The sequence below is a fragment of the Pedobacter sp. ASV12 genome (assembly GCF_016429155.1).
GTDB lineage: Bacteria > Bacteroidota > Bacteroidia > Sphingobacteriales > Sphingobacteriaceae > Pedobacter.
In genome coordinates, this window is record NZ_JAELUC010000017.1 from 27,151 (window position 1) to 49,947 (window position 22,797).

Here is a 22,797-nt window from a genome sequence, read left to right on the forward strand (position 1 = left end):
ATGTCTGATATTAAACCAACCATCGTTTTTAAGTATTTTAAGGAGCTTACCGAAAAGCAGCGTGCCCAGTTTGAGCAGCTGTACGATTTATACAGTTTCTGGAATGCGCAAATCAATGTCATTTCGAGGAAAGACATCGACGAGTTGTACGAGCGCCATATCCTGCATTCGCTGGGCATTGCCAAGTTCTGTACCTTTAAAGCAGGCGAGAAAGTATTAGACGTAGGTACGGGAGGTGGTTTTCCAGGTATTCCCTTAGCCATTTTGTTTCCAGAAACACAGTTCCATTTGGTTGATTCGATTGGAAAAAAAATCAAGGTTGTGAGCGAAGTAGCGGCCGCATTGGGGCTCAGCAATGTGAAGGCTAGCCATTTAAGGGCCGAGCAGGTAACTGATCAATATAATTTTGTGGTATCGAGAGCAGTAACGCGTTTGATCGATTTTTACCCCTGGATACGTGGCAAATTTGCCAAAGAAAATATCAATGCCATCCAAAATGGCATTCTTTACCTCAAAGGTGGCGATTTGACCGAAGAAATCAAGGAATCTAAGCTGAAGGCAGAATTGCATCCGCTTTCTGCTTATTTTGAAGAGGATTTTTTTGAAACCAAGTATGTAGTTTATATCCCCCAATAAGGTTCTTGAAACCGAATTTCTGTTGGCGATTGTTCTCCGTTGGCTTTTCTATTTCCTGGATTGCTTTTTGCAGGCTTGCTTTTTGCAGGCTTGCTTAAAAAGCATGGCTCGTAGGCCAACAATCCATCTTGCGCTACGCACAAGATGGAATTGTACTAAAACTATGTTTGTTTGGTTAAGGCTGTTTGTTGGTTGGAAGCAATTCTAAGGCAATGGTTTGCCTTGCTTCTTTTTTGGATTCTTTTATACTAGGCTTCAGCTTAAGTTTCAGCTTTTGTTGTTCTGTTCCCGGATAGAGGTCTTTGTTGTTCTTTAAACTTTCTTGAGGTTTTGTTACCGCGATTGAATAACGGACTTTCGAATCTGATCTCAGGCTGGTTGATGGCTGCTCAGTGCCCACTGCTGCGATTTGGTTTTCTTTTGCCGATTTGATATATAGCTGTTCTTTGGCATTGTTGGGCTCTGCACTGGCAATGCTTACACTTGGTAAGGCAGCCACTTTGGCCTTTAAATCTGCTTCGTCATTGTTTCCTTTTTTATCCTTTCTTATTATGGGCGGCGGAAATTTTACTTGGTCTTTCTTGGTTTTTTTTGCACCCGGTGGTGGCGGTTCAATGGCGGGTGCATTTTTGTCGCGCCTTACTATGGGTGGCGGAAACTTAACCGTTTTTACACCTGGCGGTGGCGGCTCCACAGCAGGAGCATCAAGTCGGGTTTTGTAGGTCTTACCGGAAGGTGGCGGAAATTTGGCCTGACCTTTTTTGGTTTTTTTAATGTTGTCTGGCTTAACTTCCTGTACTTTGATGTTTTCTGCTTTCACAGGCTGTTTTTTGACATTCTCCACTTTGGGTTCCTGTTGTACTAAAGCTTCGATAGTTTTATTTTTCTCCGGAAATAAATCTACGTAGCCATAGTCTTTGGTAAATGCCATCGTCGAGGTGCAAAGCATTGCGCCGCCCAAGGGTAGGGCCAACAACAGCTTGAGCCTGGCCCAATGGGCTGTTCTTTTTTTGTTTAACATGTTAATTCTCCTTTTTAATATTGATTGATTGAAAATTTGGTGTGTAAGTTTTTGGGGCACAATGCCAAAGGAATTCTCGATCAGGAACATCACATAATCGTGTTTCTGCTCACTGGTAGAGGCACTGCGTTCGTCTGCGATATATTCGTGCAGCAGCTTGATGTCTTTTTTGATGAAATAGATAATAGGATTAAACCAGCAAACGACCTGCATGAGTTCAAAAAATAATACATCGATACTGTGTTTTTGCTTAATGTGCACAAGCTCATGTTTTAATACAACCTGTTTTTCGGCCAAGTGGGGGTGGATAAAAAGTAAGTTGAAGAAGGAAAAAGCTTCTGTTTCTTGTTGCAGTTCTACCAAGGTGAAATCTTCGTTCTGGTATTTTTTGGCGCCTTGCCAAAGGCTAATGATTTTTGCAATGGAGAGGAAGAGCTTAATTGCAAATGCCAGCGCAACCACCACGTAGACGAGGTACAGGTAATCGCTAAGACCGGGGGCTTGATGTGCAACAGGCAAACCTGAATAAACAGCCTGTTCAACTATTTCTGGCCTAGGCTTAAGGTAGCCTATTTGCAGAACGGGCAAAGCAAATGCCGCAAGGCTGCTCAGCAACAGGTAATAGCGGTTGCTATTATAAAATGTCTGGTTCTGTAGCAACAAACGATAAAAACCGTAGAAGATGAGCAAGTAGAGGTTTGCCTCTAGCAAATAGTACAACCAATCCATTATTTGTCGTTTTTAAGTTTTTCGGCCAATGCAATCAGCTCGTCTAGTTCGTTCATGTCCATGTTCTTTTCCTTCACCAAAAAAGAAACGAGGCTCTGGTAGTTGTTTTCGAAATAGTTGTTCATCACTTTGTCGAAGGCGAAATGCTTGTATTGCGCCTCGCTGATGAGCGGAAAGTAGATGTGTGTATTGCCTATGGCCTTGTGCGAAATAAAGCCCTTGGTTTCTAAAACCCTGATTACCGTTGATACCGTATTGTAAGCTGGTTTTGGCGGATCCATCTTGTCGATTACATCTTTTACAATGCCTTCTTTCATTTCCCACAAAATCAGCATCACCTGTTCTTCGGCTTTTGTTAACTCTCTCATTCTATTGTTTGCTTATTACTTAATTTAAATTTACCACTATTTTTATAGTTGACAAACTATTTTTATAGTTTAGTTGTAAACAATTGATTTTCAGTTTAATAAAATTAATTCTTAAATCTAAATTTATTGATTATTTTAGTTTTAATGAGTTTAACGCATCAAATTGCACTAAGCCTGATTAAAGGTGTAGGCCCTATGCTGGCCAAAAATCTGCTGTTTCATTTTGGCAGTGCCGAAGCCGTATTTGTTGCCTCGAAGCAGGAAATGAAAAAGGTAGAAGGCATAGGAGAGAAGACGGCTAATGCAATTTTGGCTACCAATGCCTTGGCTGTTGCCGAGAAACAGCTCGGTTTTATCCAAAAGCACGGTATCAAAGTATTGTTTTATGGCGATAAGGCTTATCCTAAACGCTTGCGGCAATGTTATGATGCGCCCTTGTTGCTTTATTATAAAGGCCATGCCGATTTAAATCATCATCGCATCGTAAGCGTGGTGGGTACGCGCAATGCTACTGCCTACGGCAAACAGCTGTGCAAGCAGCTAATTGGCGCTTTATTGCCTTATGATGTAATCGTAGTAAGCGGCTTGGCTTTGGGCATCGACGCAGTGGCGCATCAAGAAAGCCTTGCGCAAGGCCTGCCAACGGTGGGGGTGCTGGCGCATGGCCTCGACCGTATCTATCCGGCTGTTCATAGGGAACTGACCCAAAAAATGGCTCGACAGGGTGGTTTATTGACAGAGTTTTTGCCGGGTACCAATCCCGACCGGGAGAATTTTCCGAAACGGAACCGCATCATTGCCGGGATGAGCGATGTAACCATTGTGGTGGAGGCCTCAATTAAAGGAGGCGCCCTGATTACGGCCGAATTGGCCAATTCGTACAACAGGGATGTTTATGCCTTTCCGGGAAGAACAAGCGACGAATTTTCAGAAGGCTGCAATTTTTTGATCAAAACCAATCGGGCAGGGCTGATCAACCACCCGCGCGACTTGATTTATTACTTGGGCTGGGATGATGAGCCAGTGGCCAAGAAAGAAATCCAAACGCAAATGCCCATCCAACTGAATAAGGAAGAGCAGGTCATTGTAGACTTGTTGCGCGAAGAGCCAATGAGCACCGACGAGCTTGCTATCCAATCGGATACGCCCCAAAGTAAGCTGGCCATGACGCTGCTTACACTCGAAATGCAAGGAATCCTGATTTCGCTACCAGGCAAAATTTACAAGTTGGCCTAATTTTATAGTATAATTGTCTACTAATTTTGTAGATTATGGAATAAAATTTCTTAAAAAGGCTGATTGAAAAATAATGTTCCAAATAAATATTAGTTTATAAAATACTAATCGTCAATGCGTAATTTTGCGACATGTGGTATAACAATATTTTAGAGACCATCGGCAATACGCCTTTGGTTAAATTGAACAGCATTACAAAAGAAATACCGGCAACTGTATTGGCTAAAATCGAGACGACCAATCCTGGCAATTCGATTAAAGACCGTATGGCGGTAAAAATGATAGAAGATGCAGAAAAATCGGGCAAACTGAAACCTGGAGGTACCATTATCGAAGGTACTTCGGGCAATACAGGCATGGGCCTGGCTATGGCAGCCATTATCAAAGGCTATAAATGTATTTTTACTACTACCGACAAGCAATCAAAGGAAAAGGTTGACGCTTTGCGTGCCTTTGGGGCCGAAGTCATTGTTTGTCCAACCAATGTTGATCCCGAAGATCCACGTTCTTACTATTCGGTTTCATCACGCTTAGAACGTGAAGTGCCTAATTCGTGGAAACCCAACCAATACGACAATCTTTCTAATAGCCAAGCGCATTACGAGCAAACCGGTCCTGAAATTTGGGCACAAACCGAAGGCAAGATCACCCATTTGGTGGTTGGTGTGGGTACCGGGGGCACCATTTCGGGTACCGGAAAATACCTGAAAGAGAAAAACCCTAAAATAAAGGTTTGGGGCATAGATACTTATGGTTCGGTGTTCAAAAAATATAAGGAAACCGGCATTTTAGACAAAAACGAAATCTATCCTTACATTACCGAAGGCATTGGCGAAGATTTTTTGCCACAGAATGTAAATTTTGATGTAATTGATGCCTTTGAAAAGGTTACTGACAAAGATGCTGCGCTAATGACCCGCGAAATCGCACGTCGGGAGGGTATTTTTGCAGGCAACTCTGCAGGTGCAGCCATTGCCGGACTGCTGCAGCTTAAAGATTCGCTGAAACCAGAAGATGTGGTCGTGGTTATTTTCCACGATCATGGCAGCCGCTATATGGGCAAAATGTACAACGAAGACTGGTTGCGCGAACGTGGTTTCCTGAAAGACGAAAAACTTACGGCCCGCTCTATTTTGGCTAAGCGCTCTAACCAAGAGGTCGTTACACTAGATTGCGAGAAAACGATTATCGAAGCCATCAACATCATGAAGACTTTGAGTATTTCGCAACTTCCGGTTACGCAGCAAGGCATGGTAATTGGCAAGGTAACGGAGAGTAATGTGCTGGAATCGCTACTGGAAAATCCATCGCTAAGGTCGAGCCCGGTGAAGGAAATCATGACGGCTTCTTTGCCTTTTGTAGACCTGAATACGTCGATAGACAAAATTTCGGCTATGATCAATAAAGACAACAGCGCTGTTTTGGTTGAAGACGAGCAAGGCAAATTCGAAATCATTACCCAATACGATATCATCGAAGCTATTTCAGGTTAATTATCCCGTAAATAGTTTACTTATGAAATAAAAAAGCCCCGGATGTAAATTCGGGGCTTTCTTTTCTTTATGGATTTTTTATGATCAATGGCTTGGGCCCGAGCCCTCAACACGCTTGATTTGTGCGCCAAGGGCACGCAAGCGGATATCAATGTCTTGGTAGCCACGCTCAATTTGCTCGATATTGTAGATGGTCGAAGTTCCTTCGGCAGACAAGGCGGCAATAAGCAGGGAAACGCCGGCCCGGATATCGGGAGAGGTCATGCTGATGCCCCTTAGTTTGTATTTTTTGTCGATACCGTTTACTGTGGCGCGGTGCGGGTCGCAAAGAATGATCTGCGCGCCCATGTCAATTAGTTTATCAACGAAGAACAGCCGGCTTTCGAACATTTTTTGGTGAATCAATACCGAACCGCGTGCCTGGGTAGCCACAACGAGCACAATGCTCAGTAAATCAGGTGTAAAACCTGGCCAAGGTGCATCGGCAATGGTTAAAATCGACCCATCGATAAAAGTATCGATTTCGTAATGTTTCTGCGAAGGGATGTAAATATCGTCGCCATGGCGCTCTAATTTGATGCCCAGTTTTTTGAAAACTTCAGGAATAACGCCCAGTTCGTCGTAGCACACGTTTTTGATGGTGATTTCAGACTCGGTCATGGCCGCTAAACCAATAAAAGAACCGATTTCGATCATATCGGGCAACATGCGGTGTTCGGTGCCACCTAATTTCGTTACCCCTTCAATGGTGAGCAAATTAGAGCCGATGCCCGAAATTTTGGCGCCCATGCGGTTCAGCATTTTGCAGAGCTGCTGCAAATAGGGTTCGCAAGCTGCGTTATAAATGGTAGTAGTGCCTTTAGCCAATACCGCTGCCATTACAATGTTGGCCGTTCCGGTTACCGAAGCCTCGTCTAAGAGGATATAAGCTCCTTTTAAATTGGTGGCATCTACATTGAAGAATGCTTTTTTAGAGTCGTACACAAATTTGGCTCCCAATTTCTCGAAGCCTAAAAAGTGGGTGTCCAATCGGCGACGGCCGATTTTATCGCCGCCTGGCTTAGGGATGGCCGCTTTGCCAAAACGGGCCAAAAGCGGGCCAACAATCATGATTGAGCCACGCAAGCCCCCGCCCTTTGCCTTGAAAACGTCAGACTGGAAGAAATCCAGGTTGATGTTTTTGGCCTCGAAGGTATAAGTATCTTTGTTTAAACGTTCTACAATTACGCCTAGATCGCCCAAAAGTTCAATCAGTTTGTTTACATCCTTGATGTCGGGAATATTACTGATAGTTACCTTTTGGTCGGTTAACAAAACGGCAGATAAAATCTGAAGCGCCTCGTTCTTAGCTCCCTGCGGAGTGATTTCGCCTTTTAATTTCTTACCACCTATAATTTCGAATGCATTCATCTTTCTAGTTTTTCTTATCTGGATTTCAGAAAACAGGTTTGGCATTTGTATTGCCTGCCCAATTCTGCCTTTAACGTTAGTGTCTTTGTTTAGCGTTGTTGTTGCGACCTTTGTTGTTACGGTTTTTGTTGTTGCGGTTGCGGTTATTGTTGTTGTTGTTGTTCGATCGGTTGGCCTGTGGCTTAAATTCTACCTTATTCAGGTTTACGTTTTCTTCTAAAGCCAAAGCCCCGCCCGAAAGGTCTTTCAGGTTTTTCAGGATGGTTTCGTCGGCCACATTGTCTTTATTCCATTGTACATAGGCCATTTTCATGAAATTAGCGATGCCTTGTACCATGGCTGATTTGCGCTCTGGATTTTCCTCTTCCATTGCTTTGGCAATCAGTTTTTCCACTGTTTTACCGTAGTGTTTATAGGCAATTTTTTGTTGCGGATAGCCGATATGTGCGGGCTTAAACTGCGTATCTTCTGGCGTGGGTTTAGGATATGGGCTGTCCACATCGATTTTATAATCAGAAATGATGTGCAAATGATCCCATAGTTTATGCTTAAAGTCGGCCACATCACGCAAGTGCGGATTTAAAAAGCCCATCAGGTCGATGACGGCCTGTGCATATTTATTGCGCTCCTCTTTGGTAGGCAAATCGATAATGTACTTAACCATGTTTTGTACATTACGGCCATATTCTGCTAAAATGAGGTCGCTACGGGTGGTGTTATAATCGAAATTCATTGTTGTTTTTTTAGCGCTGGCTCTTTAGTATGAGCTATTTGGCACTTTATTGATGTAAATGATGGACAAAGATAGTTCTTATTTCACAATTCGCAATTTAGCAAATTTTAGCAATAATTGTTTGTTGCCCAAACCTTGAAAAAATACGGTTGCCTTTACGTCGGGTAAAGTGCCTTCTAGGTTCACGATTTTGCCAAAGCCGAACTTTTCGTGTTCTACGTCCATGCCGTTTTGGAATTCGTTGGCAGCGTTTGGCGTAAAACCTGCCGTTGGCACGTGTGCCTTTGGCAACATAGCCGTGGTTTTTGGCCTGATTACCGTAGTGCTTTGGCTTGGTTTTGGTGTAAATTCGCGTTGTTGGGTCCAGGCTTTGCGTTCGTTGTCGAAACTGTTTTCGCCGAAGCTACTCTTAGCCGGTTTCACAATTTCCAGCTCCAAATATGAAGGATTGATTTCGTTGATGAAACGGCTCGGCTCGCAAGAGGTTAGCGTACCCCAACGGTAACGCGAAGTGGCGTAGGTAATGGTCAGTTTCTTTTCGGCACGCGTAATGGCCACATAAAATAGCCTGCGTTCTTCTTCCAGGTCAGTTCTTGAGGTTAGCGACATTTGCGAAGGGAAGAGGTTTTCTTCCAAGCCCACAATATATACGTTTTTAAACTCTAAACCCTTGGCCGAGTGGATGGTCATTAACGAAACGGTATCCTTGTCTTTGTCGTCTTGGCGGTCGTCGTTGGTTAGTAAGGCGATATCCTGCATAAAAATGGCCAGGCTTCTGTCTTCGATGTCTTCGCGCTCGGCAAACTCCTTGATACCGTTCAGTAATTCCTGGATGTTTTCGTAGCGGCTACGGCCCTCCACGCTGTCGTCGTTATGCAATTCTTTTAAAATGCCCGAATGTTGGGCAATGTAAAGCGCGGTTTCGTAGGCATCGAGTTTTTTCGACTCGGCGGCGAAACTTTGGATCATGGTTGCAAAATCGCTCAGCTGGCCAGGTACGCGACCGTCTAAATACTGATGAGGGTTGCAAATCACCTGCCACATGCTGATGTCGTGCTGACCGGCGGCTGCAGAGATTTTCTCTAAAGTGGTATCGCCCAAGCCACGGCGAGGGTAATTAATGACCCTTTTGATGGCTTCTTCGTCGGCCGGGTTAAAGGTAAGGCGAAAATAGGCAATCAAATCCTTAACCTCTTTGCGTTGGTAGAAAGAAAGGCCACCATATATTTTATAAGGCACATTGAGTTTGCGCAAGGCTTCCTCCATAGCCCTGCTTTGGGCATTGGTACGGTATAAAATGGCGAAGTCCTTATACTCCAATCCTTTAGAAGTGCGGTCTTGCACAATGGATTCGGCTACGAGCTTGCCTTCCTCATTGTCGGTAAAAGCCCTCGATACCTTAATCCTGTCGCCTTTTTCATTGTCGGAGAAAACGTTTTTCTCCAACTGGTTTTTGTTGTTGGCGATGATGCTGTTGGCGGCTTCCACGATATTTTGGGTAGAGCGGTAGTTCTGCTCCAGTTTATAAACCTTTAAATCGGGATAATCGCGCTCAAAATTGAGGATATTCTGGATGTTGGCGCCACGGAAAGCATAGATACTTTGCGCATCGTCGCCCACTACGCAAATATTCTGGTGGGCAGCGGCCAGTTTCCTCACAATGGTATATTGCGAAAAGTTGGTATCCTGATACTCGTCTACCATCAAATATTTGAATTTGTGCTGGTATTTGTTTAAAACATCGGGATGATCTTTGAGCAGAATGTTGGTTTTGAACAACAAATCGTCGAAATCCATGGCACCAGCCTTGTAGCAGCGTTTGGCATAGGTTTCGTAGATCTGACCGAGCAAGGGGCGTTTGTTGCCACTATCTTCAGCCTGGATCTGGCTATTTTCCTGATATTCGGTATACGAAACCAGGTTGTTTTTGGCCGATGAAATGCGGTTGTACACGATATTGGCAGCATAAAGCTTATCATCGAGCTGCATTTCTTTCAAAATGGTTCGGATCAGGCTTTTGCTGTCGTCGGTATCGTAAATGGTAAAATTAGAAGGATAGCCTATTTTTTCGGCTTCCACGCGCAAAATCTTGGCAAATACCGAGTGGAAAGTACCCATCCAAATGTTTTTGGCCTCGCTGCCTACTACCTTGCTGATCCGCTCACGCATGTCCTTGCTGGCTTTGTTGGTAAAGGTAAGCACCAGAATATTGAAGGCATCGGTACCTTGTTGAATAAGATGGGCTACCCTATAGGTAATCACACGGGTTTTGCCCGAGCCTGCGCCCGCCACAATCATCACTGGTCCCTGGGTGTTTTCTACTGCTGCTCTTTGCTGTGGGTTTAATCCTGCTAAGTAATCCAAATCGGCTCCTGTTTTTAAAGCCCAAAAATAGCAAATTATGAGCGCTTATGAAAAGGTGTTGGTAAGTTAAACGTAAACACTTGCTTTTGATAACACTTGCGAAGTTTTTAAAACTTCGCAAGTGTTACTGCGCTAAATTTCACAAGTATATCGACTAAAAATGGGCGTGTATGCCAAAGGTTGGCGTAAAATTTTCTAAAGCCAGGCGGAGGTTGTTGGTTTTGGGGTAATTATAGCTCGAATTGGCATCGTAATAATTTTGATGGAAGAAGCTTACTACCGGAAAAGAAAACTCGATGCCCAGTTTGTTGTTGAAAAAATAGGCTACACCTGGGCTTAGACTTGCGCCAATTCCTTTCAAACGGCCACTGTTCCTGATCAGGTAGCCATCGTCGTCGATTAATTTGGTGCTGATGACCTGAAAAGTGAGGTTGGCCTGTCCGAAAATCTTCCAATGCTCTTTGATATCGAAATACTTTCGGGCAAAGGCGGCGATGCCGAAGTTGAATTCCTGGGGGCCAGATGCATCTTCGTAGTAACCTCCTTCTTCATCCCATCGGGTGTAGTCTACGCCATGCAGCTTAGAGAGACTCAACGGAAATTCGACACCCAGGGCAAAGTTTTTGTAAAGGAAATAGCCGATTCTGGGGGTAACGGTAAAATTGTTCAAGGCGCTGCTTTCGCCTTTTGTTTTTGATGTGCCAAAGCTCAGGCTGCCTCCGGCTAGGCCCTGACCTCTGTCTGTTTGGGCTCGCGTACCACATGCAAGGGTACATAGCAAAGCCATGAAGATCAATTTTGGTTTCATTTGGTTGTGTGTTGTGTGTAACCAATTATAGCAAATTTTAGGCCTAAAAACAAAAAAGGCCGAGCATTTGCCCGGCCTTTAAAAATATGGAAGAAATATTAATAACCTTTGGCACTTTGTGCGGCCTTCAGGTTAGGGTTTTTATCCAATGCGCGTTGTGGATAAGGCATCCATACAAATTTGGCTTGCCAAACACGGGTTTGTACCGGACTATTGGTAATATCGTAAGTGGTTTTCATTACGTTTTGGGCAATGTTCCAGCGTCTGATATCCCAAAAGCGCTGACCTTCGGCGGCCAGTTCGATCCTGCGTTCGTTGCGGATCAATGTTCTGAGCTTATCCTTGTCGTTATACACAGCCTGGTTCACTGCAGGCATGCCGGCACGGTCGCGGATATCGTCTAAGGCCGCATAAATAGTAGCATCTGGTCCGCTTAATTCGTTCTTTGCCTCGGCATAAGAAAGCAGGATTTCGGCATACCTGATGATGGCAAAATCTTGTTCGCCATCCCAATCGTTGGCAATGTAAGCCGGATCTACCAGTTTTTTGAAATTATAGCCGGTTACGCTGTTGTTGCCGCCCCCTTTGCCCCAAGCAAACTTATAGCCATTGTTGAAGCGCCCCCAAGGTGCACCTGGAAACAATACGCTGGCATATAAGCGGGTATCCCTGTTTTTGAATTCGTCGGCATAGGCCGCATTAGGTGTACCATTGTTGTAGTTGGTAGCCCTGGCAGCAGCGCTTGGCGGGGTAAAGGTATTTCCTGTTTTGTCCCAATAGGCATTGATCAGTTCTTGGGTAGGCGTGATAGAGCTCCAGCCACCCAAGTCGCTTGGAGGGAAAAGGGTTCTTAGGCCATTGCCATAGTCGTAGGAAGAATTGGTAATGTTTTGCGAAACCAGGATGACTTCTTTGCTGGTTAGCTCGTTGGCTGCCCAAAACTGCTGTTCGTAACTGGCCAAGCCTTTGTAGAATTTGTCTTTCTCGGCATCGTTGGCAAAAGTTACATAAGGACTGAAATCGTCTTTCAAGTCATCCGTAGTGAGCGTGGTTTTTCTGTACAAGGCATAACCTGCACCCATTACTTTTTGGGCGCTGACTACTGCATCGGCCCATTTTTGATAATGCAATTGGATTCTTGTTAACAGCGCCCAGGCTGCGCCACTGGTAATCCTGCCGGTTTCGGTGGTCGCGCTGCCTGCATAGCTTGCCGGTAGATCAACCAATGCGCTTTGGATTTCGGCAATGGCAAAATTAATAACATCGGCTTCTGGAGTTGGTGCTATTGCAGTTTCCTGTGGATCGGTATACGAAGTCTTTAGCAAGGGTACAGGGCCGAATGTTTTGGCCAATTCAAAATAGGTAAAAGCCCTTAACACCCTGGCTTCGGCAATGAAGCGTTTTTTCAGGGCGTCGCTCATGGGCGCCTTGTTGATGTTGTCTAAAAAGTAGTTGTACCTGCGGATATAGGTGTAACGGCTGTTATAGCCTTGGTCGAGGGTAGCATCGATATTACCTGCTGCAATAGGGGTGGCATTGCTTTCCCAAGGGTATTGGGCATAGGCATTATCTGAAGCGCCGTCGTCATAGGCATAATTGTAGGCATTGCTTAAGTAGCCGTAGCATCCGTTTAGGGCTAATTGTGCATCTTTTTGGGATTTCCAGAAAGAACTGCTCGACAACTGATCTTGTGGCACAAAATCGATGGCCGACTTCTTGCACCCGCTCAACGAGTAGGTGGCAAGCGTAATCATTGATATATAAAATATTTTTTTCATGGCTATTACAGAGTTAGATTGATACCAAACGAATAAGTTTTTAGTGAAGGGTACGACGCGCGAGACGATGGTGCCTCTGGGTCAAAATCCTTCAGCCTTTTATCGCCGCGGATGGTGAACGGATTGTTGCTTGAAGCGTAAACCCTTAAGCCACCGATTTTAAGCTTGCCGGTTATGCTTTTTGGCAGGCTGTAGCCCAGGGTAATGCTCTTGATCCTGAAATAATCGGCATTGAACAGCCAAAAATCAGATTGCTTCAGGTTTTGGGTATTATCGGCAGAGATGAGTACTCTTGGATAAGCTGCGTTAGGATTTGGATTTTCCTTGGTCCAACGGTCTAATACATAAGATTTTACGCCAGCGCTGTTGAAAAACGCCTGCGAAGCTTCGGCTTCTAGGTAAACTTTGACGTCGTTTACGCCTTGGCCAAGCAATGAAAAATCGAAGCCTTTGTAGTTAGCCGATAAGTTGATGCCGTAAATGAAGTAAGGAACATCGTTGCCTACGATTACGCGGTCGTCGCCATCTATCTTGCCATCGCCGTTTTGATCCACATATTTGATGTCGCCAGCCTTGGTGCCGGTCGATTGGAAAGCATGTTGTGCTACTTCGGCGTCGCTGGCAAACAAGCCATCCGATTTCCACATGTAAAACGAACCAATGCCATAACCCACGCGGTTAATGTAGTAGCCACTTGGAGGAGTTTCGTTTACACCACCCAAATCCACAATCTTGTTCCAGATTTTGCTCACATTGCCACCAACAGTATAGCTGAAATCATTGATTTTTCCATTGTAATTAAGCGAGAGTTCGAAGCCTCTGTTTCTAACCTTGCCCAGGTTGATGGAAGGGGCCTGGCCGCTACTTAAACCCGCTTCGTCAGGAATGCTTGGGTTTTGCAACAGGATATCCTTGGTTAGGCGGTCAAATACATCGGCCTGAAGCGATAGCGAGTTGAAAAGCGTTAGGTCTACACCGATGTTGGTGGTATTTACTTTTTCCCAGCTCAACAAAGGATTGTACAATTTGGCCGGAAAGACGCCATCTTGCTTGCTTTCGTCTAAAATTGAGCCCGTTCCGGTCGTTAAGCCGTCGTAAAAATCGTAAGAACCTACGTTGTTTACGTTACCCGACTTGCCCCACGATGCACGCAGCTTCAATTCGGTAATGGATTTGATGTCCTTCATGAAATCTTCCTGCGAGATACGCCAAGCGCCCAGAAATGAAGGATAGGTACCCCAACGATGACCTGGTGCAAACTGCGAAGAAGCATCGGCCCTAATGGTTGATTCGAAGATGTATTTGTTATTGTAGGTATAGTTTAACCTGCCAAAATAAGATTCGAAGGCACGCTGGTCTATGCCGCCAGAAGCTGTCGTGTTCAACGGATCAGACGAACCGCCGTTAATGGCGTTCAAATCGTTGTTTACAAAATTCTTGCGGATGGTTCTGATGGTTCGGTTGTTGGTGTTTTCGTACGAACTACCAGCCAAAATCTTGAAATAATGCTTGTCTATCGTTTTCTCGTAGGTTACCGTAGCCTGTGCCAATAAACGGCCAATGTTTTGCCACGATTCATCGAGCTGGTTGGTGGTAACCGCTGTACTTGCAATCGGAACCCCTGTAAAATAGTTAGGGATAGGGTTCATGGTGCTGGTAAAGCTACTGTTTAACGAATTGTAAAAGTTGTAAGAGAATAGGCCCGAAATGTCGAGGCCTTTGATTGGAGTATAAGTTCCTGTTAAGTTGCCGATAAAGCGATTGGTATAATAAGAACTTCTGCCACCTTCTGCTAATTTACGTACGGTATTTCCGGTAGCCAAGGTAGCGTCGATCAGGCCGCCATTTACGCTGCCCCAATTGCCATTGCTTTGTTTGTTTACCAGTAAAGGCACTTGTCTTGATAGCGACACGAAGTCGATGTTGCCTTTATCGTTATTAAATCCATCCCTGATGTAGGAAATATTGGTTCCTACTTTGAATTTTTCGCTCACCTGTGCATCGATGTTGGTCCTTAGCGAATAACGTTTCAAGTCTTTGCCCGGAATCAACGAATTTTGATCGAAATAGGCGCCCCCCAGGTAATACCTGATTTTGTCGCCCCCCGAAATATTGATGGCATGTTCCATCATCGGGGCGGTTTTTCTTAAGGTTAAGGCATACCAGTCGTTGTCTGGATAGAGGTCGGGGTTAGCATGATTTTGGATCTGCGTTAAGGCCGTTTGCGAGAAAACCGGGGTTTTGCCTGCATTGGCGGCGGCCTCGTTGCGCAAAATGGCATAATCGTAAGAACCTACAAAATCGGGCAAGTAGGTGGCCGATTGGGTGCCATAATAGGCATTGTAGTTGATCCTCATGGCGCCATTGCCTTTTTTGGTGGTTACCAAGATTACGCCATAGGCTGCCCTTGAGCCATAGATAGCGGCGGCGGCATCCTTAAGCAGGGAAATGTTCTCTACGTCATTGGTGTTGATGCGGGCAAAATCGCCAGCCGAAACAATTACGCCATCCACTACATAAAGCGGCTCGGAAGTGCCCAGGTTGCCGCGCCCCCTGATGTTGACAGAGCCCAGGTCGCTGCCTACGTCGCCAGGTGCCGATTTGATGGCTACCCCAGGTACAGCGCCCTGCAAAGCATTGGTTAGGGAAGTAACTGGCCTGTTGATGATGTTTTTGGTGTTTACGGTGGCAACCGATCCTGCCAAACTCACCTTCTTTTGTGCACCGTAGCCCACTACTACCACTTCGTTTAAGTCGTTGGTTGAGCCTTGTAATACAACATTGATTTCGGTTTTGTCGCCTATGGCAATATCTTGGGTAATAAAGCCGATAAACGAGAACGTCAGGGTAGAATTGGTGGGCACGCTGATGAAATACTTGCCGTTTGGATCGGTGCTTACACCGGTCAAGCTTCCTTTGATCTGGACACTTGCGCCGGGTATCGGCAATCCATCCTTGTCTTTTACTGTACCGCTTACCTTAACCTGTGCGTAGGTTAGGAGCGAGAAAATAACGAGCAGGCCCGTTAAAATCATCTTTTTTGATAGATTTTTTTTCATTGGAATAAGTTTAGGTTAGTAAGGCTGCTTGAGCGCAAAAGCCCTTGGAGGATTAAGGTATAACCTAAATTTTGGATTGAAACGAGCCAAGCCTACGCAAACGATTGAGTAAGCCTAAAGCCAATAGTCCTAATTTTTAATTAAGAACAGCTTAGTGAACGAATATTAGCAGAAATAAAATTTTTATTAGCGTGACTATATTTTTAGTTGTTTTTATTGGCTAAATCGTTTTTTTTAATTTTACGCAAACGATTGCAGTTGGTTAAAAGCAAAGCAGGCTTAGCTTTACATCCATTCTTCGCTGCCACTTTCCAACTGGTAAAGCCAGTAATTAACCAGCTGTTTGATTTCGGTGTAGTTGCCGTATTTAAAACGGATCATACCGGCTGCGGTATGCAGGTGCAAGTGGCCAACATCAACGCTTTTATGCCATGGAAACTGAAATGTGGTGATAGACTGTATTTTGTGCGAAAAAATGATTTCATTCGAAATGTCCCAGATCCCCTTTTGTTTGACGATGAAATCTTCGCTAACGCTTAAACGGTGCTTGGTGTAACTGATATAGATCATTAAAATTCCCAGTACAAAATAGGCAATGGCTAGCGGATAAAAAGACCAAAGTTGCCGAATATGCGAAGCCAATAACAGGTAAATGCCCACAGGTATGACGAGGTTAAAGAAAATGGGCAGGTTTAAAAACCTGAAATTTGGAATAAATACCTGTCCTTGAGGCGGCGTTTTTCCAAGGATAAGCTGCAACAATGCATCTTTTTCGGCAACGTTGCAGCCCGGAACTTCCAAGTTGGATTTGTGTAGCTCCTTTTCGCTTTGTTCCTTGCCGGCATGCGCCTGCCTGAGGGTCAGGTTCATGAAATTGAGCTTTTGTTGAAAGTAGTTTTGGCTATAGGCGGTAATCTGCACCTTTTTGGGACTAAGTAAAGTATGGTTGCGCGAAAAAAGGCCAGAAGCCATAAGCAAGGAACCGTTTTGTTTGCTGATCTGAAAATCGAAATACTTTACAAAAGTGCGGATAATGTTGGTGGCCAACAGGATAAAGAGTACCAAAACAATCAGCAAGCTTACCGAAAAAGCTGTAATGCCTTTTTCTAGCACGCTCTCAACCTGCCCGTTGTCGGTATCGAAAGCCTTGAGCAATTCTTTGATATTATGGAAAGCCGCAAAGGCAAAACCAATCAGCAAGGCCAGGCTACGGCCATAATTAGAAGTTAGGCCAACTTTGAATAGCGTGCCGGCACTTATTTTAAGCAGGGGCAATACAGGTGCAGGAGCTACAGGGTTTTCTGTTTCATGAGCTTGGAGATTGGGCTTGTGGTTAAGCAACTTTTCCTTTAAACGATAAGCACTCTGTTCGTCAATAGCCTTCAGGCTTACCTCTTTGCCATCTGTTCCTGCCGTATCAATGTGCAGGCTGTAAATGCCGATTACTTTTTGCAACAAAGACTGGTTAATGTTAACCTGCTGTATTTTGTCAAGCTGTATAGTCAGTTGGATTCGCTTAAAAATACCCTTGTTAATCACGAATTCCTGCTTGGCTTCATCTAAAAAAAAGGTAAATCTTCGATAGTTGAGGTAGCCAAGCAAGAGCGAAACCAGCAATATGGCACCAACTATAATTACAAAAACCATCATTTGCTTGTAATCGGTTTTATAGATCATCAGCAAAATTGGTATGATAAAAGCCCTGATGAGCTCTTGCAGCATATTGCCGGTCATGATGATGATGCCCGTTACCGATTGTCGCTGTGGCTGGCTAAAATCCTGGTTCATTGCGCTTCGATTGCGGGGTTTTCTATTAAATCGAGGCGTTTAACCAACGCTTCTTTAATCACCCTGGCTTTTGCTATGGGTATGCCTGCAATGTGCATGTGGCCACTTTGTCCACCGGCGGTAAACAGCTGCAAGGTGGCCAATCCGTACATTCTCGAAAAAAGGCCTTCTTCCAAAGCCACATGTTGTATGCGGTTTAAGGGGATAATCGTAGTGGTTTCGGCAATGATGCCACTTTTATACATGATGTCTTTTTCGCGCAGGGCAAAGCCTCTCTTTTTAAAGCTGGCGCGGTAAAGCACAAACAGCAAAATCCAAACTAAAAGATAGGCAATACCCATAGGTACAAGGTAGGGGCGTATTTCTTGGTTAAGGAAGAAAAGCATGGCCAAGGCACCGCTTAGCAGCAGCAAACAAATCAGCAGGTTAATCAGGATCACCCGCCAATAGCTGGCATGTGGTGCATTCAACTTGGTTTCTTCGTATTTGGGCAGTTGATCTAAGTCGATCGTTTCGTTTGCGAAATGGAGCATTGCAACAGCTTAATGATGTTTGTTTGGCTAATATAGCAATGAAAATGAAGAATAAAATGCCTAACGCACAACGATCATCTTTTTGGTAGCCGAATACTGGCCCGATGAGGATACGATTTTGTAGATGTAAATGCCGGGAGAAAGATAGTGCAGGTCTAGCTGTACGGTATGCTTGCCCGTGTTGAGATATTCATTCAATACAGTTTGCACTACTTTGCCTTGCAGGTTGTAAATCTTGAATTCTATTTTGTCTGAAGCCGGCATTACAATGTCAACCGAAGTCAGGTCCCTGCCAGGGTTGGGATAGTTTTGCGTAACCACGAACTGCAAAAAGCGTTCGGCAATAATTTTGTTGATGGTGTCAAAAAGTACAAAGCTGATCAGCCTGTTGCCCCTGGCGTTAGGGTGGATGGCATCCTGGTACAAGGTAAAATCGCGGCGTATCACGGCATTGATGTCGGCCAGATAGATGTTATACTCCTTAACCAGCTTTTTGTAAATGTCGTTGATGAGCCTTACCTGTACGTTTGCCCTTCTCAAACGAGCATCTTGGCGATCGTCGAAGTTTTGCAATGTACAAACAATGGGCACCAGGTTCTGGTTCAGCGACTTGACGATAAAAGTACGCATGTTAGCCTCGGTTTCGGCTATTTTTTGTTTGCCTGCCTCAATGTCCAAGGCATCGTTGGCCCCCATTAAAATAACGATAAAGCCTGTTTTGCCAAAAATGGCATTGTCTATTCTCAACAGGCCTTTGCCAGTGGTTTCGCCCGCAACACCGTATTTCTGTACGTTGATGGTTTTGCCGGTATAGCAGTTTAAAAAATTAGTGGTAAGGTACGATTGAAAGTCCAGGCCGTTTACGCCTGCTACCGTGCTTGCGCCAAAGGTCACCACATTTACGCTGTCTTTAGCATAATATTTGGCAGATTCCGGACAGCTGGCTCCAGTAATCTGGGCAGTTGAACGGAAACAAAAACCTAATAAAATTGCAAAGCATAGCGCTAATGCCCGAAATCTCATCCCTTTTAAATTATTATAGCGCAAAAATAAAGCTATTCGGCCACAAATATATAATTATTACAAATGCGATTTATAAGCTTGATTTACTTTTAGTTAAAGTTGGCAATTAAGCCCGATGGCAATTGTTTTTTAGCAGGCTTTGGCAAAAAGCATATATTTGTTTAAAAATATAAATGATATGCAAGAAATCAAGAATTATGTTGAGGCGAATAAGCAACGCTTTTTAGACGAGCTTTTCGAATTATTGCGTTTTCCATCGGTAAGTGCTGATCCAAAATATAAAGGCGATGTTTTAAAAACGGCCGATTTTGTGGCGCAGAAGCTAAGAGATGCCGGTGCCGATAAAGTAGAAATCTGCGAAACTGCCGGCTATCCGATCGTGTATGGCGAAAAAATAATCGACGCCAGCTTGCCAACGGTACTGATTTATGGCCACTACGACGTGCAGCCACCTGATCCGCTCGAGCTGTGGCATACGCCTCCTTTTGAGCCTACGGTTCGCGATGGCAAAATCTATGCCCGCGGTGCCTGCGACGATAAAGGACAATTCTACATGCACGTCAAAGCATTTGAACTGATGATGCAAACCAATACTTTGGCCTGCAACGTTAAATTCATGATTGAAGGCGAAGAAGAAGTAGGGTCGGCCAACCTGGGTATTTTTGTAAAAGCAAATGCAGAGCGCCTAAAGGCCGATGTGGTGCTGATTTCTGATACCTCGATGATCAGCATGGAAAATCCATCGATCGAAACCGGCCTGCGCGGCTTGGCTTACATGGAAGTAGAAGTAATTGGGCCGAACCGCGACCTGCACTCTGGTGTTTATGGTGGCGCAGTGGCCAATCCGGCTACCATTTTATGCAAAATGATTGCTTCGTTGCACGATGAGAACAACCATATCACCATTCCTGCATTTTACGATAAAGTAGTTGAACTGAGCGATGAGGAAAAGAAAGCCCTCAATTCGGCACCATTTGATTTAGACGAATACAAAAAAGACCTGGATATCAAGGCCGACTGGGGCGAAAAAGGCTATTCGGCATTGGAACGTACCGGAACCCGCCCAACCTTAGAAGTAAACGGCATTTGGAGCGGCTATATTGGCGAAGGTGCCAAAACCGTATTGCCAAGCAAGGCCAATGCTAAAATTTCAATGCGCTTGGTGCCTAACCAAAACTCCGACGAAATCAGCGAGATCTTTACCAAGCATTTCGAAAGCATTGCGCCAGATTATGTAAAGGTTAGGGTTACTGCGCACCATGGCGGCGAGCCGGTGGTTACCCCAACCGATAGCGTGGCTTACCGTGCGGCCGAGAAAGCCATTGAAGACAGCTTTGGCAAAAAGCCAATTCCGACCCGTGGCGGTGGCAGTATTCCAATTGTGGCTTTGTTTGAAGATGTTTTGGGCATTAAATCGGTATTGTTCGGCTTTGGCCTGGACAGCGATGCCTTGCACTCGCCAAACGAAAAATACGATATTTTCAACTATTATAAAGGCATAGAAACCCTGCCTTTGTTTCATAAGTACTACGCCGAATTAAGCAAATAATCGGCAAACCGTGATGGGGCTAACAGCTTCTGTAAAACGGTTCAAATTAACCAGAAACCTCATTTAAATGGTATACGATTTAAGTGAGGTTTCGTATTTTTAGTCCATGCCTCCAGTCAAAAGAAAAACCCTAAGGAAACCGCAACGGAAGAAGCAAAAAGGATGGTCGATCTACCTTAAATTTGCCGTTGTGGGCTTATTGCTTATTCTTTTGTCGCCGTTTTATTATGGCTACATCCTCAAATTTGCCAGTGCCACTTGGTATGGATTGCGCCATCCAGGCGAGGACAAAAACTACCGTACCTACGAAAGTTTCAATATCAAAATCCCTAAAAAATATAGGATCCACGGCATTGATGTGTCGTATTACCAAGGACGTATCGATTGGCAAAAGGTAAAAAACATGGAAGAAGACGGCGTAAGGGTTTCCTTTGCCTTTATCAAAGCTACCGAGGGTTTGTTAGGTGTAGACCCCTGTTTTCAGCGCAACTGGCGAGAAGCTCCCAAAGCTGGCCTAAAAGTAGGCGCCTACCATTTTTTCAGGCCCAAAAAATCGGGTTTATGGCAGGCTAATTTCTTTTTGCAGACGGTAAGCATCGAAAAAGGCGATCTGCCCCCGGTTGTCGATATCGAAAGCCTCGATGGCGTATCTCCTGCACAGATGCGCAAGGAACTGAACGCATTTATCATTCAAATAGAAGACCGTACCAAGGTAAAACCCATTATTTATACGGGCTTGAAATTCTATCAAGAGCATTTGCAGGGCTATTATAAAGACTATCCGTTTTGGGTAGCGCATTACCACCAGCCTAAGCTTAAGCTCAATGAAAAGGACTGGAAGTTTTGGCAACACTCAGATCAAGCGCGAATCAACGGGATTAACCATGTAGTTGATTTCAATGCCTTTAACGGTGATAGTTTGGCTTTTGACCGATTGCTGAAAAAATAGCGATAGCTTGTTAGGGATGGGCAATAACAACTAAATCGTCCATTTTTCGCAGGTATCTAGAAATTGCTGGTCGGCATCAGCGCCGATACCTATGCTTTCTGGCACATCGAGCATAAAGCCGTCGTAGGTGAGCCCGCCAGTTACCGGGTCTACCAAATGTCCCAATAGGCAGGTATCGAGGTCGAAAAAGACTACGTTAGGACTAGCCAAGGCAAAATGTAGGTTGGCCGTAAGTGCAATACGGCTTTCGAGCATGCTGCCAATCATACATTTTACCCCTTTTTGCAGGGCTTCTTCATGTATTTTTTGAGCTTCTAAAATACCGCCAGATTTGGCAAATTTAATATTCAGGTATTCGCAGGCCTGCGCGTTGATCAGTTTGCGTGCGTCGTGATGGTTATAGCAGCTTTCGTCGGCCATGATTTTAATCGGCGAGTTAAGGTTCAGCTCGGGCAGTCGGTCGTCGTACCAGGTGCGCATGGGCTGTTCGCAAAATTCTATGTTTTGCGTCTCGAGTTCGCCCAAGGCCAGCAAGGCATCATCAAAGCTCCAGCCCTGGTTGGCGTCCAGGCGCAGTACCATTTCTGGGCCAACCGCAGCCCTGATCTGTTTAACACGTTCAATATCGTCATGCACTTTTTTCCCCAATTTGATTTTGAGGATCTGACAGCCATTTTTTTGGTGCTTCAACGCCATCAGCGACATTTTTTCGGGCGTATCGATCCCAATCGTCATGTCGGTTTCTATCGCACGTTTGTGCCCGCCCAAAAATTTGTATAGGGGCAAACCTGCATTTTTGGCCGCAATATCAAACAAAGCCATATCGAATGCACTTTTAATAGTTGCATTATGGTCGGCATAAGCCAACAGGTCTTGCATGCGTTCCGGTATTTCGAGCGGATTCTTGTCTTTCCAAATCAGCGCAAAATCTTTGGCCATGGCGATGCAGGTATCCTGGGTTTCGCCCACAATCATCGGAAAAGCCGAACATTCGCCAATGCCATAGATGCCCGAATCGGTGTAGATTTTAACCAATACATTCTGTGCAAAGTGCATGGTGCCTGTAGCAATGACAAAAGGCTCCATCGGTATGCTGAAACGGTAGATTTCGGTGTGGGTGATTTTCATTTTTTTAGATACTGGACAATAGCTTTACGATTTGGGAACTAATGTAAAAAACAAAAATTAAATAGAAACAGGTTTGTAGATAATTGATAGATTTACACCTTAATTGTGACAATCGACCATTGTGTCAGGTCTCCAATCTATCATCTCATATCTCAAATCTATCGTCTCATATCTCAAATCTATTGCCTCACA

General features: G+C 44.6%; 17 protein-coding genes. 5 read left to right on the forward strand and 12 right to left on the reverse strand.

The features are described from left to right. Nucleotides 1–636 carry a 16S rRNA (guanine(527)-N(7))-methyltransferase RsmG gene (gene rsmG / locus JHD69_RS06605; protein WP_199138573.1) on the forward strand — a complete coding sequence of 212 codons (636 nt, stop codon included), beginning with the start codon at nucleotides 1–3 and terminating at the stop codon, nucleotides 634–636. 175 nt (nucleotides 637–811) lie between these two features. Here the strand turns inward: rsmG and JHD69_RS06610 are convergent, their stop codons facing one another. Continuing rightward, nucleotides 812–2,386, reverse strand: a complete 1,575-nt coding sequence (locus tag JHD69_RS06610) for a M56 family metallopeptidase (protein WP_199138575.1) — start codon at nucleotides 2,384–2,386, stop codon at nucleotides 812–814. Continuing rightward, nucleotides 2,386–2,754: a BlaI/MecI/CopY family transcriptional regulator gene (locus JHD69_RS06615; protein WP_199138577.1), complete on the reverse strand. Its 369-nt coding sequence runs from the start codon at nucleotides 2,752–2,754 to the stop codon at nucleotides 2,386–2,388. The genes JHD69_RS06610 and JHD69_RS06615 overlap by 1 nt, the downstream gene beginning before the upstream one ends. A gap of 144 nt (nucleotides 2,755–2,898) precedes the next feature. Here JHD69_RS06615 and dprA point away from each other — a divergent pair, with 144 nt between their 5' ends. Both dprA and JHD69_RS06625 read left to right on the forward strand, forming a co-directional pair. Continuing rightward, nucleotides 2,899–3,990 (forward strand): DNA-processing protein DprA, encoded by a 1,092-nt coding sequence (gene dprA / locus JHD69_RS06620; protein WP_199138586.1) that lies wholly within the window; start codon nucleotides 2,899–2,901, stop codon nucleotides 3,988–3,990. Between the two features lie 131 nt (nucleotides 3,991–4,121). Next, the gene (locus JHD69_RS06625) at nucleotides 4,122–5,483 is read left to right on the forward strand and encodes a pyridoxal-phosphate dependent enzyme (protein ID WP_199138588.1); all 1,362 of its coding nucleotides are present in this window, start codon (nucleotides 4,122–4,124) and stop codon (nucleotides 5,481–5,483) included. An 84-nt stretch (nucleotides 5,484–5,567) separates the two neighbouring features. On the opposite strand, the gene murA is transcribed toward JHD69_RS06625, so the two are convergent. From murA to JHD69_RS06670, 9 genes are all read right to left on the reverse strand, one after another. Next, complete coding sequence (murA, locus tag JHD69_RS06630) at nucleotides 5,568–6,893, reverse strand: UDP-N-acetylglucosamine 1-carboxyvinyltransferase (protein ID WP_199138590.1); 1,326 nt, start codon at nucleotides 6,891–6,893, stop codon at nucleotides 5,568–5,570. A gap of 76 nt (nucleotides 6,894–6,969) precedes the next feature. Further along, nucleotides 6,970–7,626, reverse strand: coding sequence for a DUF4290 domain-containing protein (locus JHD69_RS06635; RefSeq protein ID WP_199138592.1), 657 nt, complete (start codon nucleotides 7,624–7,626; stop codon nucleotides 6,970–6,972). A 78-nt stretch (nucleotides 7,627–7,704) separates the two neighbouring features. Then, entirely contained in the window at nucleotides 7,705–9,990 is a 2,286-nt protein-coding gene (locus JHD69_RS06640; protein WP_199138594.1) for an ATP-dependent helicase, read from the reverse strand. Nucleotides 9,991–10,144: 154 nt separating this feature from the next. Further along, nucleotides 10,145–10,798, reverse strand: coding sequence for an outer membrane beta-barrel protein (locus JHD69_RS06645; RefSeq protein ID WP_199138595.1), 654 nt, complete (start codon nucleotides 10,796–10,798; stop codon nucleotides 10,145–10,147). A 98-nt stretch (nucleotides 10,799–10,896) separates the two neighbouring features. Then, a complete protein-coding gene (locus JHD69_RS06650; protein WP_199138596.1) occupies nucleotides 10,897–12,576 on the reverse strand; it encodes a RagB/SusD family nutrient uptake outer membrane protein in 1,680 nt (559 codons plus the stop codon). 5 nt (nucleotides 12,577–12,581) lie between these two features. Then, nucleotides 12,582–15,635 carry a SusC/RagA family TonB-linked outer membrane protein gene (locus tag JHD69_RS06655; protein ID WP_199138597.1) on the reverse strand — a complete coding sequence of 1,018 codons (3,054 nt, stop codon included), beginning with the start codon at nucleotides 15,633–15,635 and terminating at the stop codon, nucleotides 12,582–12,584. A 285-nt stretch (nucleotides 15,636–15,920) separates the two neighbouring features. Continuing rightward, a complete protein-coding gene (locus JHD69_RS06660; RefSeq protein WP_199138603.1) occupies nucleotides 15,921–17,423 on the reverse strand; it encodes a PH domain-containing protein in 1,503 nt (500 codons plus the stop codon). Beyond that, the gene (locus JHD69_RS06665; protein WP_199138605.1) at nucleotides 17,420–17,956 is read right to left on the reverse strand and encodes a PH domain-containing protein; all 537 of its coding nucleotides are present in this window, start codon (nucleotides 17,954–17,956) and stop codon (nucleotides 17,420–17,422) included. Before JHD69_RS06665 ends, JHD69_RS06660 begins: the two co-directional genes overlap by 4 nt. A gap of 60 nt (nucleotides 17,957–18,016) precedes the next feature. After that, complete coding sequence (locus JHD69_RS06670) at nucleotides 18,017–18,979, reverse strand: SGNH/GDSL hydrolase family protein (protein ID WP_199138607.1); 963 nt, start codon at nucleotides 18,977–18,979, stop codon at nucleotides 18,017–18,019. Nucleotides 18,980–19,157: 178 nt separating this feature from the next. On the opposite strand from JHD69_RS06670, the gene JHD69_RS06675 reads away from it, so the two are divergent. Next, complete coding sequence (locus JHD69_RS06675) at nucleotides 19,158–20,528, forward strand: dipeptidase (protein ID WP_199138609.1); 1,371 nt, start codon at nucleotides 19,158–19,160, stop codon at nucleotides 20,526–20,528. A gap of 106 nt (nucleotides 20,529–20,634) precedes the next feature. Further along, nucleotides 20,635–21,477, forward strand: a complete 843-nt coding sequence (locus JHD69_RS06680; RefSeq protein WP_199138611.1) for a glycoside hydrolase family 25 protein — start codon at nucleotides 20,635–20,637, stop codon at nucleotides 21,475–21,477. Nucleotides 21,478–21,507: 30 nt separating this feature from the next. Here the strand turns inward: JHD69_RS06680 and JHD69_RS06685 are convergent, their stop codons facing one another. Next, nucleotides 21,508–22,605, reverse strand: a complete 1,098-nt coding sequence (locus JHD69_RS06685; RefSeq protein WP_199138613.1) for a mandelate racemase/muconate lactonizing enzyme family protein — start codon at nucleotides 22,603–22,605, stop codon at nucleotides 21,508–21,510. Nucleotides 22,606–22,797: the final 192 nt, after the last annotated feature.

What these genes read in the sequence shown, in the direction of transcription:
- rsmG (WP_199138573.1), top strand. Translation starts at nt 1, where the DNA reads ATGTCTGATATTAAACCAACCATCGTTTTTAAGTATTTTAAGGAGCTT.
- JHD69_RS06610 (WP_199138575.1), bottom strand. Translation starts at nt 2,386, where the DNA reads ATGGATTGGTTGTACTATTTGCTAGAGGCAAACCTCTACTTGCTCATC.
- JHD69_RS06615 (WP_199138577.1), bottom strand. Translation starts at nt 2,754, where the DNA reads ATGAGAGAGTTAACAAAAGCCGAAGAACAGGTGATGCTGATTTTGTGG.
- dprA (WP_199138586.1), top strand. Translation starts at nt 2,899, where the DNA reads ATGAGTTTAACGCATCAAATTGCACTAAGCCTGATTAAAGGTGTAGGC.
- JHD69_RS06625 (WP_199138588.1), top strand. Translation starts at nt 4,122, where the DNA reads ATGTGGTATAACAATATTTTAGAGACCATCGGCAATACGCCTTTGGTT.
- murA (WP_199138590.1), bottom strand. Translation starts at nt 6,893, where the DNA reads ATGAATGCATTCGAAATTATAGGTGGTAAGAAATTAAAAGGCGAAATC.
- JHD69_RS06635 (WP_199138592.1), bottom strand. Translation starts at nt 7,626, where the DNA reads ATGAATTTCGATTATAACACCACCCGTAGCGACCTCATTTTAGCAGAA.
- JHD69_RS06645 (WP_199138595.1), bottom strand. Translation starts at nt 10,798, where the DNA reads ATGAAACCAAAATTGATCTTCATGGCTTTGCTATGTACCCTTGCATGT.
- JHD69_RS06650 (WP_199138596.1), bottom strand. Translation starts at nt 12,576, where the DNA reads ATGAAAAAAATATTTTATATATCAATGATTACGCTTGCCACCTACTCG.
- JHD69_RS06655 (WP_199138597.1), bottom strand. Translation starts at nt 15,635, where the DNA reads ATGAAAAAAAATCTATCAAAAAAGATGATTTTAACGGGCCTGCTCGTT.
- JHD69_RS06660 (WP_199138603.1), bottom strand. Translation starts at nt 17,423, where the DNA reads ATGAACCAGGATTTTAGCCAGCCACAGCGACAATCGGTAACGGGCATC.
- JHD69_RS06665 (WP_199138605.1), bottom strand. Translation starts at nt 17,956, where the DNA reads ATGCTCCATTTCGCAAACGAAACGATCGACTTAGATCAACTGCCCAAA.
- JHD69_RS06670 (WP_199138607.1), bottom strand. Translation starts at nt 18,979, where the DNA reads ATGAGATTTCGGGCATTAGCGCTATGCTTTGCAATTTTATTAGGTTTT.
- JHD69_RS06675 (WP_199138609.1), top strand. Translation starts at nt 19,158, where the DNA reads ATGCAAGAAATCAAGAATTATGTTGAGGCGAATAAGCAACGCTTTTTA.
- JHD69_RS06680 (WP_199138611.1), top strand. Translation starts at nt 20,635, where the DNA reads ATGCCTCCAGTCAAAAGAAAAACCCTAAGGAAACCGCAACGGAAGAAG.
- JHD69_RS06685 (WP_199138613.1), bottom strand. Translation starts at nt 22,605, where the DNA reads ATGAAAATCACCCACACCGAAATCTACCGTTTCAGCATACCGATGGAG.